A 17,024-nucleotide genomic window follows, 5' to 3' on the forward strand; every position below is an offset into this window, starting at 1 on the left:
TTCTCAATTAAGTTACAAAAAAATTACTTATCAGCTAAGAAATCAGCAACAGCCGCCAGAGCGTCTATGATACCATCAGGGTTTTTACCACCGGCTTGTGCCATGTCTGGCCGACCACCACCGCCGCCACCAATCTTTGGTGCAATAAATTTAATGAGATCTCCTGCTTTGATGCCTTGCTTAATCGCTTCAGGTGAAGCAGCTACAATCAAGCTCACTTTTCCCTCTACAGCTGATGCCAAAACCAAAATATCAGAAGGTTGCTTTTCTTTCCAATTATCGGCCACTTGTCGAAGACCATCAATACCATTAACAGTCAACGCTTTTGCAATATAGCTATGATTGTTGACTATTTGAACATCGTCAAAAATCTCGCCTGCTTTAGCATTAGCTAGTTGTGCAGCAAGAGATTCATTTTGACGTTGTGTATTACGCAATTCTGCCTGCAATTCGCTCACTTTATTAGGTGTATCTATTAATTTTTGCGCTTTCAAGCCATTAGCAATTTGTTTCAATGCTTTTTCTTCAGATTGATACAATGCTAATGCTGCTAACCCTGTTACAGCTTCAATTCGGCGTACGCCAGCGCCAATTCCAGATTCGCTTACTATTTTGAAAATACCCAGCTCCGCCGTACTATTGGCGTGCGTGCCACCATCAAATTCCTTATTAAAGTCACCAATGGAAACAACTCGGACTGTTTCACCGTACTTCTCACCAAACACTGCTACAGCGCCTAGTTTTTTAGCTGACTCAATATCTGTTTCAACCCATGTAATCGGCAAGTTTTTGGCAATCTCTTGGTTGACCATTGCAGCAATATCATCCAAATCATTTTCAGAAACCGGTCCATCATGGTTGAAATCAAAACGTAAGTAGTCAGGTTCTACAAGTGAACCAGCTTGATGCACATCCCCACCTATCACATTGCGCAGTGCTTGATCAAGCATGTGGGTCGCCGTATGGTTTTTTGAAACAGCAATATGACGTGCCATGTCAACCTCAAGTGTCACACGATCGCCCAAATTAAAATCAGCTATGACTTCAACAGTATGAATATATTGTCCATTTGGCGCCGTTTGTACATCAATAACATGTCCAATGAGCTCACCAGACTGGTTAGAAACATCGCCAAAGTCAGGCACTTGACCGCCCATTTCAGCGTAAAACGGCGTAACATCGAATACGACCTGCGTGGTTTGATTGGCAACTGCACCATCTAATAACGCATCAACCCCTGCGTTATCTTGACCAATAATCGCAACAATTTCAGCATCTGATACCTTTGTTTTAGACCAGCCAACATACTTTGAATCCACTTTCAAATCAGTTAGAACAGCATTTTGAACACCCATTGACTTGTCATTGGAACGCGCTGCGCGAGCACGTTCACGCTGTGCTTGTAAAGCGTCACGATAGCCGTCAACATCAACGGTTAAGCCTGCATCAGCAGCTTGTTCTTGTGTTAATTCTAGGGGGAAACCATACGTATCAGACAGTTTGAAAGCATCTAGACCATTAATTTGATTTTGACCACTCTCTTTAGCATCAGCAATCACGCCATTCAATAACGCCAATCCACCAGCCAATGTCACATTAAAGCGTTTTTCTTCAGCGGCAATTGTTTTTTGAATTTTGGTTGTGTTTTCTGAAATCTCTGGATAATAGCTCACCATTATTTCGCCAACAACTGGGACCAGTTTAGTCAAAAATTCACCCTTAATGCCTAACTTTTGTCCGTGCAGTACAGCTCGACGAAGTAAACGACGGATAACATAGCCGCGTCCTTCGTTTGATGGCAACGCACCATCACCAATTGCAAAGGTGATGGCACGAATATGATCAGCAATCACTTTAAAACTAGTATTGCTTTCACTATCTTGACTATCATCATAAACAAAACCATCTGTTAAAACTTCTGTGGCATGGATAATAGGTAAGAAGAGATCAGTATCAAAGTTAGTTCGACCATTTTGGAAAACAGAAACGACACGTTCTAATCCCATACCTGTATCAATATTCTTATGTGGCAATTCTGGATACTGCGAATTATCCGTCAACCCTGGCAAATGATTAAACTGTGAAAACACAATATTCCAAATTTCTAGATACCGTTCATTTTCACCACCGGGATACATTTCAGGATCATTGTCTGGTAAATCTTGAAATGCTGGTCCCCGATCAAAGAAAATTTCTGAATCAGGACCTGATGGGCCCTCACCGATATCCCAAAAATTATCTTCTACTTCGTAAATATGACCATCTGGTAAATCTGTTTTTTCCTGCCAAATTTGTTTTGCTTCTTGGTCTTTCGGGTAAACAGTGACATAAAGCTTTTCTTTATCCAAACCATACCACTCTGGACTCGTTAGCAGTTCCCATGCCCACGGAATCACTTCGGCTTTAAAATAGTCACCAATTGAAAAATTACCCATCATTTCAAACAAAGTATGATGACGCGCTGTTTTACCAACATTTTCAATATCATTGGTACGGATCGCTTTTTGAGCGTTTGTAATACGTGGATTTTTAGGCACCACTGTACCATCAAAATATTTTTTTAATGTCGCAACACCTGAGTTAATCCACAATAGTGTTGGATCATCTTGTGGAATCAAATTTTTTGAGGGGACGATTTCGTGCCCCTTTGAAGCAAAAAAGTCTAAAAACATTTGACGAATTTCTGCTGAACTCAACTCTTTCATGACAAGTTTTCTCCTTAATTAATATAAAAAGACCAAGACAAAGTGCGGACGCTTTACCGTGGTACCACCGCAATTTGTAATGATCTTCGATCTTTACCTTTATAACTCATAACGCCGAGACGCGGTGATTTTTCAATCACATCTAGTTTGGGAGCACAACCTTGTAAACGTGTGTTTTCCATCAACCAACACATTTCTAATTGACAATACACAAGGCTGCATATCCAATGACAAATTAATTATATCATATCACCAACCAATATGACTATCGCTATGTGGCAATACAATTTTTCCTGCTTCTAAATCAGAAAAAGCTTGATCAATAATCGCCAACGCTTTGGTCAGTTCTTCTTTCTTAATGACTAGCGGGGGCTGAAAACGTAAAATATTGCCTCTTAAGCTAATCATAATCGCACCAAGTTCAAATATACGGTATATTAACTGATTAGTTGCATAGGTGTCTGGTAGCCCTTGATTATCAATGATATCAATGCCACCGTTTAAGCCATACATGCGAACATCACCGATAAAATGATAACGTTGCGCCGCATTTTCAAAAAATGTTTTGGCAATTTTGCCTAAGTCACGTGAACGCAAAACCAACCGTTCTTTATCTATGACGTCTAGTGTCGCCAACGCTGCTGCTGCCGTGACTGGATTGCCAGCCGTTGTATAAACGTTAGCAGGCGCTGATAAACTTGACATAATTTCTCGACGTCCCACAACTGCACTTAATGGTAAACCACTGGCAATTGATTTACCAATACTCATCAGATCAGGCACTATACCAAAATGATCAATAGACCACATTTTTCCTGTACGACCTAGTCCCTGATTGACTTCATCAACAGCAAAAACAATATTATGTTCACGCGTGAAATTATAAACTAACGTCATAAAACGTTGTGGTGCTTTAACAATACCACCATCCCCCTGAATTGGCTCGATAATGACTAACGCCACTTCATCAGCTGGCAAATAGGTTTCAAATGGCAGCATAAATTGTTTGAATAACCGATCAGAAAAATCATCATCACTTTCACCAGCTAAGCGCTGCGTTTGATCAGGATATGGCACTTTGATCACATCCGGAAGTAAAGGACCAATTTTACGCGTCATATTCAAACTCACACCTGAAATTGACATAGAGCCATAGGTTGAGCCGTGATAGGCACCAGTGAAACTAACAACATAGGACCGTCCAGTATATCCACGAGCAAACTTGATAATCGCATCGTTAGCATCAGAACCTGAATTACCAAAAGCAACCTGCTTGTCAAAATTTCCTGGTGCAATATCCGCGATACGTTTTGCCAGCTGGGCGGTTGTTGTGTTAGCAAAATAAGCCGGCGTATACTGAATTAATTTTTGTGCTTGTTGGGTAATTGCCTCAACCACTTTTGGATGTGCATGTCCTGTATTAGTTGCACTTGCACTGGCTAACAAATCAATATAGTCGCGACCATTTGCGTCTGTAATAATGGCACCACTACCATGGTCAATCACGATATCAAAATATTTAACCCGTGTGGCATCAGCTAAATATACCTTTTCTTCATTTAAAATTTCCGTATTTCTCGACATATTGAACAGCTTTCATTTGTGCTTTGTGTACAATAAAAGCCCTGAGATGTCAGGACTTTGTATATTAATTCTGAGATAATTTACTATGTTTAGCGCCATAGATGGCATAAATTACCAAACCAAGGGCAAACCAGCCAAATGCGTATATCTTAGCCTGGTTGTCTAATTCATAAAAAATGAATCCTGATCCTAAGGCGGCTAATGCTGGTAACACAGGATAAAATGGCATCTTGAAGCCAGGTTCTTGAATATCCTTGCCTTCACGCGGACGTAAGGCATAAACACCTAGTGAAACAATGATGAAGGCAATCAATGTACCAGCAGAAATCAAACCTGCCAACTCAGTGAAACTGAACACTGATCCAATCAAAATGGCAATCACCGATAATGCCAATAAGGCATTGTTGGGAAGCCCCCTATCATTAACCTTACCTAAGAAGCTAGGCAACAAACCATCACGTCCAAAAGCATACAGCAAACGTGATCCAGCAAGCATCATCCCAATGATTGCAGTGAACATACCAATCAAAGCGACAATGGACAATAGATTTGAAGTAAAGACATGCCCTGATTTCAATAATGCCCAAGCAGCAGGCGCAGCATTGTTGGCATACTTAGAATAAGGGAACATACCAACCAAAACCAAAGCAACCGTAACAAACAAAATGGTAGCAATAATTAGTGAACCGATAATGCCACGAGGCATTGTCTTTTTTGGATTTTTTGCTTCAGCAGAGTTAGCTGCAATTGAATCAAATCCAATATAAGCCAAGAATATTTGTGAGGCACCAGCGAATATGCCCGTCCAACCACCAAATTCCGTACCAGCCTTATGCGCTGGAATAAATGGTACATAGTTACTAGGATGAATTGCTGTCAAACCAACAGCAATAAAAATTAAAATGACAGCAACTTTTCCGATAACCAATACATTTTCTACACGAGCAGTTGTATTTGTACCACGCCAAAGCAAGATCGCAACAATCAACACTGCAAACAACGACGAAATATCAATTATGCCTCCGTTACCTGCAACAAATGATCCCGCTAACGCTTTCGGCAACGCTAAATGATGAGATGCTAAAAATAATTTAAAATTAGCTGACCACCCTGAGGCAACGAATGCAACAGCAATAAAATATTCAGCCAAAAGTGCCCAACCAGCTATCCATCCAAAAACCTCACCAAACACAACATTCGCCCATGAATAAGCAGAGCCGGCAAATGGCAAAGCAGAGGCAAATTCAGCATAGGCAAAAGCCGCAAGTCCAGCTACAATCGCAGCAATAACAAACGAAATTGCAACTGCCGGTCCCGCATGATTAGCTGCAACAATTCCCGGTAAAGTAAAAATGGCTGTTGAAACAATAGTTCCAATTCCCAGCGCCAACATTTCCTTGACACCCAAAGTTTTGCGCAAGTGTCGATCACTTTCCGTAAAACTTACAGGCGACGCTTTGTGAAACCAGCCTGTTTTTTTATTTAATTCCGACATATGTTTATCCCCTTCAACGCTTAAAAGTTATTATAATATATTAACATTTTCTCATCTTAGTGTCAACATTCCCATGAAAATAAAATGTAAATTTTTATATTCTTATTATCATGGGATAAACTCCCTCAAATCAAAAAAACCACCTTTTAAGGTGGTTTAGCAGTTTAAGCGAAAATAGTTGTCATAATCAAAATGACAATCAAACCTGTCACTGAAATAATTGTTTCTAGCACTGTCCAAATTTGGAACGTTTGCTTGACACTCAAGTCAAAGAATTCTTTAAAAATCCAGAAACCAGCATCATTGACGTGTGATGCAATCAATGAACCGGCACCAATTGCTAAGGCAACAAATACTGGTAGTAATGTATTACCTGGATTAGAAGCCAAAATACCTGTCACGATACCAGCAGCAGTCATACCAGCAACGGTTGCTGAACCAACTGAGACACGCAATACGGCAGCAACAGCCCAAGCAAATAGCACAACAGCGATTGGGCTCATTGAACCGCCCGCTTGGAATGTTGTAGCAATTTTGTCAGATAAACCAGACGTAACCAGCACGCCACGCAAAGCACCACCACCACCAACAATTAACAGAATACCTGCGACAGCAGACATGCCTTCATTTAGTGATTTTCCTACTTCAGTCATTGACTTTTGCTGCCAAATACCCATTGTAAAGATAGCAAATACCAAAGCAATTGTCATAGCAACCGCAGGATTAGCAGCAAATTCAACCACTTGGTCAACCATTGTTGGATTTTTAGGAGTAACACCACCAGTGTATATTAGCTTATACACGGTAGCGATAATCATAAATATTAGTGGAAATACAGAAGTCAAAACTGACAAGCCAAAGTTTGGTGTTGCTTTGAGATCATATTCTTTAACTGGTCCTACCGCTTCTATTTCAGTTTTAAATTGGAAAGCATCGGGCGCATATTTTTGAGCCAGTTTAGTAAACATTGGCCCAGCAACCACCGCAGTAATCACTGACACGACCAAACCAAAGATCAACATCATACCAATATTAGCACCCAAAGCTGAGGCAACAGCAGTTGGTGCTGGCTGTGGTGGTAAGAAACCTTGGGCAGAACTCAAAGCAGCAGTCATTGAAACACCTAAATAAAGTAATGGCACGCCAGCTTCAATAGCAACTGCGAACACAATTGGTATCAAAAGGACCATACCAACACCAAAAATCATTGAAATACCAATGATGAATGAAGCAATCAAAACAGCCCACTGCAAGCGTTTTACACCAAACCAATCAATTAATGTTTTGGCAATGCGATATGAACCACCTGCGTCGGCCACCAAACGACCAATCATTCCACCAAAGATGAAAATAACTGAGTTGGGACCAAGAATATTTCCGACACCTTGTGCACCAAGGACAGCGTCCGGAATTTGCATTGGCTTCATGCCAAGCAACAGCGCTAAAATAAACGCAGTAATAATTAGTGATACGAATGTGTTTAATTTTAATTTTGCAATCAACAATAACAAAATTAAAATGGACACGATCAACATGACGAATTCCATGTGTACATATAGGCGACTTAAAAACCGCCTTCTCCTTTTATGGTTATCAGTAAAAGCTAATACGGACAACAACATTTAACCGTACTTAAATATTTTGATTAGCTGTTTACTTAGAATGTTTTCTTTGATAATTAGCAATGTTTTCATATTCTGTCTGCAATTGACGTGACAATCTGATGAAAATCGGTGCTAATTCTCGATAAGCCTCGAAATTTTCCGGATCTGGTTGGTAAGTATTAGAAGCCCCAACATACTTTTCAATTTCGTACAAATCGTCAATCTTACCAAGCGCTTTTTGAGCAACAATTACTGCTGCTAATGATCCTGATTCAAATGCCTCTGGTACAGTTACTGGTTGTTCGAAGATATCAGCGAACATTTGACGCCACAGTGGCGAACGAGCAAAACCACCAGTGGCTTGAATTGACTTCAGTCCACCAACAACCTCTTCCAAAGCCAGACTAACCATGTATACGTTGAAAGTAATACCTTCTAACACTGATCGTAGCATGTGCGCACGTGTGTGTGAATGATTGAGTCCAAAGAACGAACCACGAGCATTGGCATCCCAAATTGGTGCACGTTCGCCACCTAAGTATGGATGGAAAATCAATCCTTCTGATCCAGCTGGAATGCGCGAAGCAATTTCAGTCATCAAATCATACGCGTCTTCTCCTAGCAAAGCAGCAGTCGATTTTTCAGCGTCAAACATGTTATCGCGTGCCCAACGGAATACATCGCCACCATTATTAACAGGACCGCCAACGACCCAATGATCCTTATCTAAAGCGTACGTAAAAGTACGACCTTTAGGATCAATCACTGGCTCATCAGCAACGACGCGAATAGCACCAGATGTACCAATGGTAATAGCTGCAACACCTGGTTTAACAGCATTAACACCCAAGTTTGATAATGGCCCATCGCCAGCACCATAAACAAACGGTGTGTCTACTGGAATACCAATCACCGCGGCATATTCAGCGACCATATTTGTTTCATATTCGTATGGCTCAACCGGTTGTGGCAACTGCGATTTTGTGACACCAGTCACTGCAAGTGCCTGTTCATCCCAATCAAGATTGAAAATATTAAACAATCCCGTTCCGGAAGCAATCGAAATATCCATTTTATTGCTACCAAACAAGCGGTGGAACAAATACTCCTTGATGCCTAAATAATGCGCGGCATTTTCATAAACATCATGGTGTTCTTCTTTTAGCCACAATAACTTTGACAAAGGTGCCATTGGATGAATCGGCGTCCCTGTCTTTTTATAAATTTGAGCACCTAAACCATTAGATTTCAGTTCTTCTGTATACTTAACTGCTCGTGTATCAGCCCACGTAATAACGCGTGTCAGTGGTTTCCAGTTTTTGTCAAAAGCAATCAAAGAATGCATCGCTGAACTGAATGAAACGGCGGCAATTTTGTCACCTTCCTTTAAATCAGCAGCGCGCACGACATCAGTTAATGCTTCAATTAGGGCATCAAAAATTTCATTTAGGTCTTCTTCCGCCATATCCGGTACATCACGATACAATGGATAACCTTTATTAGCACTGGTTACAACCTGATTTTTATCGTCAAACAAAACTGCTTTAGTTGACGTTGTGCCTAAATCGACACCAATCATATATTCCATGTGTTCACCTCAAATTGCACAATTAATAATTGTTAAACGTTGAACATTATTGCATTAACACAGAAAAAGCTCCCATATTGGGAGCTTCTGTCCAAGAAAACGAACAGATTCTTATTACTTGGCAGCATCCATTGCGTGACCACCGAAGCCATTACGCAAAGCTGAAACAACCTTACCTGTAAACGTGTCATCTTGCAATGAACGGTAACGCATTGCCAAAGACAAGTAAATAACTGGTGCTGGAACATCCAAATCCAATGATTCTTGCACTGTCCACTTACCTTCACCTGAAGAATGCATACGACCAGCAATAGCATCCAAATGTGGGTCCTTGGCGAATTGCTCTTCAGCCAATTCCATCAACCATGAACGGATAACTGATCCGTGGTTCCACAACTTTGAAACAGCTTCATAGTCGTAGTCAAATTGTGAGGCTTCCAATACTTCGAATCCTTCAGCAATTGCTTGCATCATACCGTATTCGATACCGTTGTGAACCATCTTCAAATAATGACCTGATCCCAAACGACCTGTATACAAGTAACCATCTTCTTCAGCGATTGACTTGAAAAGTGGTTCAATAACTTTCCATGCTTCGGCGTCATCGCCACCAATCATGAAGTTACCACCATTACGGGCACCGTTCATACCACCTGAAGTACCGGCATCAAAGAACTTGATACCTGCAGCAGTTGTACGCTTGTTTTGTTCCAAGTTGTCTTTATAGTTAGAGTTACCACCATCAATAATGATGTCACCCTTGTCCATCTTGGCGATCAATGTATCGATAGTTGAGTTAGTTGGTACGCCTGCTGGCACCATAACCCAAACAGCCTTAGGAGATGGCAACTTTGACAACATGTCATCGATGTCTGAAGCACCTTCGATTGAAGCAGAGTAGTCAGTTGCTTCTTTAACGAAGTCAGCATTCAAATCAAACGCTACCACTTCATGACCGTTATCAACGGCGTTTTTAACCAAGTTCAAGCCCATCTTACCAAGGCCGATCATCGCAAACTTCATGTTTGCATACCTCTTTCTTTTTTGTGTTTTTAGTACACTTTTATTATATGAAAATAATTTACAGTTTGCAACCCTTTATTGAAAAATGTTGTCTCATCTTGTATGATTAGTATATCGGAGTACGAATGAATATGGCAAAAAACATCATTACCCAACTCAGGGTACAGCGCAAACAATATAATACGACTGAACAGAAATTAATTGATTATATTATTCATAATGTTTCACAGGCACAAGAAGCCACGACTCAGGAAATGTCTGATGGTTCTGGTGTTTCAACAGCGACTATTTCACGATTTGTCAAAAAAATTGGTTTTGATTCTTTTCGTGATTTTTCGGTTGACCTTGCCCGCATCTCTGTTCAAAAATCGCCTGTTGAATTTTTTGGGGAAATTGTTGACACAGATGACACCGTTGCCATTGCTCAAAAGGTTTTTCGCGGGGCTGAAAATGCGTTAGCAGCAACTGTCAACAACTTGACAATTGATCAACTCGAACAAGCCACGCAATGTTTGATTAGTGCACGACGGGTTGGCTTTTTCGGTATCGGCGGATCGTCAATTGTTGCTTTTAACGCCTACCATAAATTTTTACTAACACCAATTGATGTCATTGCCCATCCTGATTATGACGTTCAATTAATGCAAGCCGTTCGTCTTGATCACACAGATGTCGCTGTTGTCATTTCCCATTCCGGACGCAACAAAGATACTTTACTAATCGCTCAAAAATTGTCTGAAAACCATGTGAAAATTATTGCCATCACATCTTTTCCAGACTCACCGCTTGCTAAACTTGCAGATTTAGTGTTGTTATCCCTAGCCGAAGAAGTTAATTTTCGTAGTGAATCAATGAGTTCATTGATAGCTCAAATCACAATTATTGATACCCTGTTCACTTTGGTTGGTTCACAGTTATCGGAAGACACACAAAGTGTCGTTGATACGATGCGCGATACAATTGAAGAAACACGTGCACAATAAAAAGCGACGTTCGTAAATAAACGTCGCTTTTTATTGTGTTTTCAACATAGCTAGTATTTGGTTGGTAATCATATCAATAGCAACTTTATTTTGTCCACCCTCTGGCACAATAATGTTAGCATAACGCTTGGTTGGCTCAACAAATTGATGATACATTGGCTTCACTGTCGCAAGATATTGTTCAATAACGCCACGAACCGTGCGGCCACGTTCTTCAATATCTCGTTCCAAACGTCGCAAGAAACGAATATCATCATCAGTGTCAACGTACACTTTCAAATCAAGCAAATCACGAACTCTTTTATCATTAAACAATAAAACGCCGTCAACAATAATAACATCAGCTGGCATCACATGAATCACATCACTCGAACGTGTATGTTTCTCATAATCATAGACAGGTTTGTCAATAGCTTCTCTAGCCAACAAGCGCTCTAAGTCAGCGACAAACAAGTCCGTTTCGAATGAATCAGGGTGATCATAATTCGTTTTGATCCGCTCTTCAAATGGCTTTTCAGATTGGTCACGATAGTATGCATCTTGTTGTAATAAAATAGCACTGTTATCAGGTATACGTGCCACTAATTCGCGGCTCACAGTTGTCTTTCCTGATCCAGAACCACCGGTTACGCCAATGACTAATGGTTTTTGCGCCATTATTTTTTTCCTCCCTCACTTGCCTCAATGCCATCTTGCAATCCGGCCATGTCTTGTTTCATTGCTCTAAAATCATGATTATCAATCGGTAAGTGCTGCTCAAATTCATCAAAAATCAATAGACTGCCTACAATATCATCAGCCTCGAAATCTAACACATGGCCAGCAAATTGAAGATCATCAGCGAGGAAGTGCAAATGCCAGCCAGCCGCGGTAGCGCCACCGAAGACAGCTGGTGCATAATAACCAACGAGCGTGCCTTTAACGTCACGAGTCTCAAACTCCGGTTGGTGCTGCGCAACCGTCAAAAGACTAGGATATGGCTTTGTTTGTTTGGGTGCCACACGAACATGGACATGGGTGAAATGGCCATGTAATTTCAAAGCTGAAAAAACGTTGTCAATTTGTTTTTCTGTTAATTGCGATGATAAATTTTGATAAGTCGTTGCATTAAACGGCAATGGATAACTATTGTCTGGCTGATCAAAATGAACTGACGCAAAAGGTAATGTCGTTTTCTTGTCGGTAATATGGTTCACCGCGCCGGTACTATCTGCTTGGTAAACATCACCATTTAAAATGATTACTTCACCATCCAATCCATCTAGAGTTCCGATGCCCGTATCACCGTGCGTCAGCAATTCACCGACCGAAATCGTTCCTGCCATTTGCTTAGCCATTAATTGTGCTAAAGTACCGTGCTGATATACTGTTGTCATTTTTTGCCTCATTTCTACTAATCCTTATTTTAAGTGAATAAAAAAGGACTGTAAAGCCCTTTTATTATTTTGAACACAATTTATTTAGTTTTTAGTGTGCGGCAATCGCATCGCTAACAAAATACCAATTACTGGGACAAAGATAAACCAACCACTTGTCCGACTTAATGCTACACCAATTGCAACAATTTGACTGAAATGGGTAACTAATATCCCAACAATCACAACGCTTCCTGCTCCAATCACCTGACGCATGGTCGTAATAACCGCTGTGCCATGACTAACAAGTTCTTTTGGCAAAACATTATTTGCCGCAGTCACAGCTGGCATCATGATAAAGGCGTTACCCCCTTCAAGTAGAATAGCTGCCACTAGACCAATAAACCAAGATTGCGTCCCTAATTGGTTTAATAAGAAATAACCAATGATCATCATTACCATGCCAATGTAGACAAGATTTTTCAATCCTATGCGCGTTAATAAATAACCCGCTCTTGGGTTTAATTGGCTGAGCACAACGGCTGCTGGTACCATAAGCAGGCCGGACCATAGTGGCGTGATATGAAAAACGCGCTGATAAAATAGTGGCATCAATACCGTAGCTGTAATCAACCCTGAATAAGATAATCCTGTCAAAATCATAGCTGGCGCAAAACCACGATACTTAAATACTGATAAATTAAGAAATGGTTGTTGATGACTAATTTGACGTATAACAAAAACCACTAATAAAGCGACGCTTATGATAACAATAAGCCACCATGTTATCGTTAATTTCGTATTAGAAATAGTTGACAGACTGTATAGTAACCCACCGAAACCAATTAACGTTATCGCCGATACCCAATCAAATTTTGAATGATGAATGGTATGCGTATTTTCAATTAGCGGTTGCAAACTCACGATAAGCACAATTAAGGTTACAAGAAATAATCCAAATAACGCCCGCCACGAAACATACTGCAAAACAATACCAGAAATAATTGGTCCTACTGCCAGAGCAGATCCCATCACCAAACCAACCACTCCCATAGTGATCCCACGATCCGATTTCGCTGTATTTTCAATGATGACACTTTGAAAAGTAGGAAAAAGTGCACCGACAGCTATGCCTTCCAGCAATCGGCCAACAATGATACCGGCAAAAGAGGGTGTGAGCATGGCGATCGCTGTGCCAATCACAAATACTGTAACAATACCATTCAACAGTGGCTTCAATAAAATGTTATCTAGCAACCATGGACTGAGCGGCATCACCAAGGTCATGGCGACCATAAAACCGGTTGTTAACCACTGTACAGTACTTGCATCAACATGAAAACTAGCCATTAAAATTGGATAAGTCGTTGTCATCGTTGACTGGCTAATTGACATAATAAACGCGATGGCTAACAGCACAGCTGAAAAAGGTGTGAGTTGCCTGATATTTTTAAACATGAAATCCCCCTAAATACATTATTTATAATCATTCTAATCTTTTACATTATTTTTTTCAAGTTACAAAAAAAACATCCCTCGATGTTTTATTTAATGTGATTCACTTCAGCTGTCTTTTCTACCAACAAACGAACGTAGTTACGATCCCCAGTTGGTCCTTGGTGCACACCATCATCTGCGAACCAATCAATATGCTGTTTTGCCAGACTAAACCAATCAATCACGTGCAAATTCTTATAGTCTTTCTGTGCAGCAGCAAGCATATCATTATTACTATTTTGCCATGGCTTACTTTGAACAAAATTGTTCATCCAATACACCTGTCGTTTAGCACCAAAAGTGCGCATCATGCGATCTAAATCAGGTCTTTTAACTTCACCGTTCGTCCCCAATCCCATTAAAATATTAGGGGCAAGTTTGCCACTGTGAGCCATACCGTCAATAATATCTGGCGTTTGATAAGCTTGACGCCCAACTTCTGCGTCAACATGCATGTTTGGATCAACCTCTTGCAAATAAGGTGCAGCATCTAGCATGACTGAATCACCTATCGCTGTAAATTGCATATTTTTAAAAGCTAAATAGGCGTTTGTTTGTAATCCATAATCAGTGACAATCTTTTGATCTGCTTCAGACAGCTTAGCATTTTTTGTTGCACTTTGAGCAGAGGAGGATGAAGCCGCCTTTTCAGCAATTTTATTACGTTTTGCAACTTCTGCCTGATTTTTGGTTAATTGTTTTTGCAATCGTGTTTTAGGCTGAGGTAAAGCAGCTTTTTTATCTGCTAGTCCATGACCGACAAACAATAGCAAAAGTAGTGCTGGTGTTATAAAAAGGAAAAAACGGTTACGTGAATGCATTAGCCAGTGCCAAAACTGATGTAACTTACCATCACGACGTATGACATTTTCAATATATCGATAGCTTAACTCGCTTAATACCAAAACTAATATAACTTCTATTACTAAATTAACAAACGTTGGCTTGTAATTTGAAACAAATTTTTCGTAAAAAACAAAAACGGGCAATTGATAAAGATAGATACTATAAGAGCGTGTACCAAGATAATTCAATACCTTATTATCAAGCAAACGACTGTACCATGAAGCCGGATGGGCCGTGATAGCAACTAATATCGCAACATCAACCGTAAATAAATACATTAAACCATAATAAGTTGCAGTAAATTGCCCATTCACCCATATCATTCCAGCAATTAAAATAACTAAAGCAGCTGTCCCAATACTGTTTAAATACAGCCGCGATTTGTCTTCAATTTTTGCTGACAACTTATTGGATGGCCAAACAAAAGCCAAGGCGGTGCCTAACAATATTGCAAAAACACGCGTATCTGTACCATAATAAACCCGATTGATGTTAGCTGGTGAGTATAAAATTGCCATTAATAACGCGCTAACAAATGAAACGCCTAATAACCCGAGCGCAACGTTCAACCGCTTATATCCCTTTTTGAGAATAAACCAAACCACAAAAGGCCAAACAAGATAGAATTGGCCCTCAATCGACAAGGACCATAAATGAGTGAATGGTGATTCACCACCAAATTGTTGAAAATAGGATTGTCCGTGCCCAATCGCCCAAAAATTATAGACATAGGTCAAATTAGTTAAAATAACCTGTCGTAAATTATAAATTAGTCGCTGATCAAAAGCTAAAATAACGATTGTCGTCATCAAAAGCATCATAACTAGCGCTGGATAAAGCCGTTTTAATCGGCGTATGTAAAATTTGACTGCTGCAATAGTAGCGGTTTTATCATATTCTTGAATCAAAATATCTGTAATCAAATAACCAGAAATAACAAAAAAAAGCGGTACACCTAGCCACCCACCAACAATTTTAGTTGGCAATAAATGAAATAAAATGACACCGCACACAGCCAGTGCACGTAACCCATCAAATCCAGTAATATAACGTCTCTTTTGATTATTCATGAGATCATAACCGTCAATTCCCACCCAGTAAAGATTTTGTCAATATTTTACATTTGGATGTAAAATAAAAAGCAAACCATCTATTATAGTTTACTTTCATTAATATAATATGTCAATTGTTTCGATTATGTTTCTTTAAAATTAAAGTCAAACCAAAAAAATTGAGAAAAAATCAAAATCAGCCCCTCATAATCCAATTTTAAGGTTGTGGATTAATTGTTGTACCGCGCTTTTCAAATGTATGTGGCAGTTGGACTTGCATATCATCAACCACTTCGTTATTCATTAGCTTTGTTAACATTCTCATTGCTACCGCACCAATATCATACTTAGGTTGACCAATTGAAGACAGCTCTGGTCTTGTCACAATTGCAAACTTTGTGTCGTTAGAAGTGATGATTTCAAAATCTTCGGGAACTGATTTGCCATGGTCGCGCATATAATTCATAATGCCAAGTGCGACTTCATCATCATATACAACAGCTGCAGTGGCTTGAGCAGCAAAAATTTTTTCAGCTACTTGAAGCCCAGCCGAGTAGTCTTGATGTGTCGCAAAAAGTAAACTATCGTCAAATGCAATATTTGCTGCTTCTAGACCAGCTTGGTAACCAACTAGGCGGTGATGCTTGTTAATAGCGTGAACCATTGGTCCAGTTACAAGTGCCACACGGTCATGTTTGTTGCGAATGAGAAGTTCGGTCGCTTCTTTAACGGCAGCAACATAGTCGATATTGACGCTTGGTAAAATCCCCTCTTCGTCTAGTGATCCCGCCAAGACAACTGGCGCATCAACTGCCGCGATTGTGTTGAGTACCTCGCGATCCAATTCATTTCCCATGAAAATAATGCCGTCAACTTGTTTGCTGGCAAGGTTGTTAACAGCCATCGTCTCACGTACTGGATCTTCATCAGTATTCGTCAACAAAACATCATAGTGATACATATTAGCCACATCATCAATACCGCGAGCTAATTCAGAATAATACATATCTGTCACATCAGGCATGACAACGCCAATAGTTGTTGTCTTCTTTGAAGCCAGTCCTCTAGCGACGGCATTAGGATGATACCCTAACTCTTCAATGGCATCCAACACCTTGCGTTTCGTTGATTCCCGCACATTACTATTGCCGTTAACCACTCGTGAAACTGTTGCCAAAGACACCCCAACACGACTAGCAACATCATATATTGTAGCTGTCTGTTTTTTTTGCATAATATAGTCCTCTTTCAATTCATTTGACACAATTCATGTTTTAAGTCATCTCATTTCA

The 17,024-nt window shown here is 40.1% G+C and carries 12 protein-coding genes; 1 reads left to right on the plus strand and 11 read right to left on the minus strand.

Annotated elements, in window-relative coordinates:
- Positions 1 to 23 precede the first annotated feature (23 nt).
- The 6 genes from alaS to gnd form a co-directional block, all read right to left on the minus strand.
- Positions 24 to 2,705 carry an alanine--tRNA ligase gene (alaS, locus tag IEU65_RS01585; RefSeq protein WP_010280145.1) on the minus strand — a complete coding sequence of 894 codons (2,682 nt, stop codon included), beginning with the start codon at positions 2,703 to 2,705 and terminating at the stop codon, positions 24 to 26.
- A 249-nt stretch (positions 2,706 to 2,954) separates the two neighbouring features.
- Positions 2,955 to 4,289: an aspartate aminotransferase family protein gene (locus IEU65_RS01590; RefSeq protein WP_010280143.1), complete on the minus strand. Its 1,335-nt coding sequence runs from the start codon at positions 4,287 to 4,289 to the stop codon at positions 2,955 to 2,957.
- Between the two features lie 64 nt (positions 4,290 to 4,353).
- Positions 4,354 to 5,784 carry an APC family permease gene (locus IEU65_RS01595; protein ID WP_010280140.1) on the minus strand — a complete coding sequence of 477 codons (1,431 nt, stop codon included), beginning with the start codon at positions 5,782 to 5,784 and terminating at the stop codon, positions 4,354 to 4,356.
- A 164-nt stretch (positions 5,785 to 5,948) separates the two neighbouring features.
- Positions 5,949 to 7,331, minus strand: coding sequence for a gluconate:H+ symporter (locus IEU65_RS01600; protein WP_031941045.1), 1,383 nt, complete (start codon positions 7,329 to 7,331; stop codon positions 5,949 to 5,951).
- Between the two features lie 106 nt (positions 7,332 to 7,437).
- Positions 7,438 to 8,976: a gluconokinase gene (gntK, locus tag IEU65_RS01605; protein WP_010280134.1), complete on the minus strand. Its 1,539-nt coding sequence runs from the start codon at positions 8,974 to 8,976 to the stop codon at positions 7,438 to 7,440.
- 114 nt (positions 8,977 to 9,090) lie between these two features.
- Positions 9,091 to 9,999 (minus strand): phosphogluconate dehydrogenase (NAD(+)-dependent, decarboxylating), encoded by a 909-nt coding sequence (gnd, locus tag IEU65_RS01610; RefSeq protein WP_147651282.1) that lies wholly within the window; start codon positions 9,997 to 9,999, stop codon positions 9,091 to 9,093.
- Positions 10,000 to 10,130: 131 nt separating this feature from the next.
- Between gnd and IEU65_RS01615 the strand changes: the two genes are divergently transcribed.
- The gene (locus tag IEU65_RS01615) at positions 10,131 to 10,982 is read left to right on the plus strand and encodes a MurR/RpiR family transcriptional regulator (RefSeq protein ID WP_188352215.1); all 852 of its coding nucleotides are present in this window, start codon (positions 10,131 to 10,133) and stop codon (positions 10,980 to 10,982) included.
- 30 nt (positions 10,983 to 11,012) lie between these two features.
- Here the strand turns inward: IEU65_RS01615 and udk are convergent, their stop codons facing one another.
- The 5 genes from udk to ccpA all read right to left on the minus strand — a co-directional run bounded on the left by udk (position 11,013) and on the right by ccpA (position 16,966).
- Positions 11,013 to 11,639, minus strand: a complete 627-nt coding sequence (gene udk / locus IEU65_RS01620) for a uridine kinase (protein WP_010285949.1) — start codon at positions 11,637 to 11,639, stop codon at positions 11,013 to 11,015.
- Positions 11,639 to 12,358: an acetolactate decarboxylase gene (gene budA, locus IEU65_RS01625; protein WP_010285948.1), complete on the minus strand. Its 720-nt coding sequence runs from the start codon at positions 12,356 to 12,358 to the stop codon at positions 11,639 to 11,641. Before budA ends, udk begins: the two co-directional genes overlap by 1 nt.
- Before the next feature lie 84 nt (positions 12,359 to 12,442).
- Positions 12,443 to 13,795 carry an MFS transporter gene (locus IEU65_RS01630; protein ID WP_010285947.1) on the minus strand — a complete coding sequence of 451 codons (1,353 nt, stop codon included), beginning with the start codon at positions 13,793 to 13,795 and terminating at the stop codon, positions 12,443 to 12,445.
- Positions 13,796 to 13,881: 86 nt separating this feature from the next.
- The gene (locus tag IEU65_RS01635; protein WP_010285946.1) at positions 13,882 to 15,750 is read right to left on the minus strand and encodes an acyltransferase family protein; all 1,869 of its coding nucleotides are present in this window, start codon (positions 15,748 to 15,750) and stop codon (positions 13,882 to 13,884) included.
- Between the two features lie 199 nt (positions 15,751 to 15,949).
- A complete protein-coding gene (ccpA, locus tag IEU65_RS01640) occupies positions 15,950 to 16,966 on the minus strand; it encodes a catabolite control protein A (RefSeq protein WP_010285944.1) in 1,017 nt (338 codons plus the stop codon).
- Between the last annotated feature and the right edge of the window lie 58 nt (positions 16,967 to 17,024).

The sequence above is a fragment of the Leuconostoc pseudomesenteroides KCTC 3652 genome (genome assembly GCF_014634745.1).
Classification (GTDB): domain Bacteria; phylum Bacillota; class Bacilli; order Lactobacillales; family Lactobacillaceae; genus Leuconostoc; species Leuconostoc pseudomesenteroides.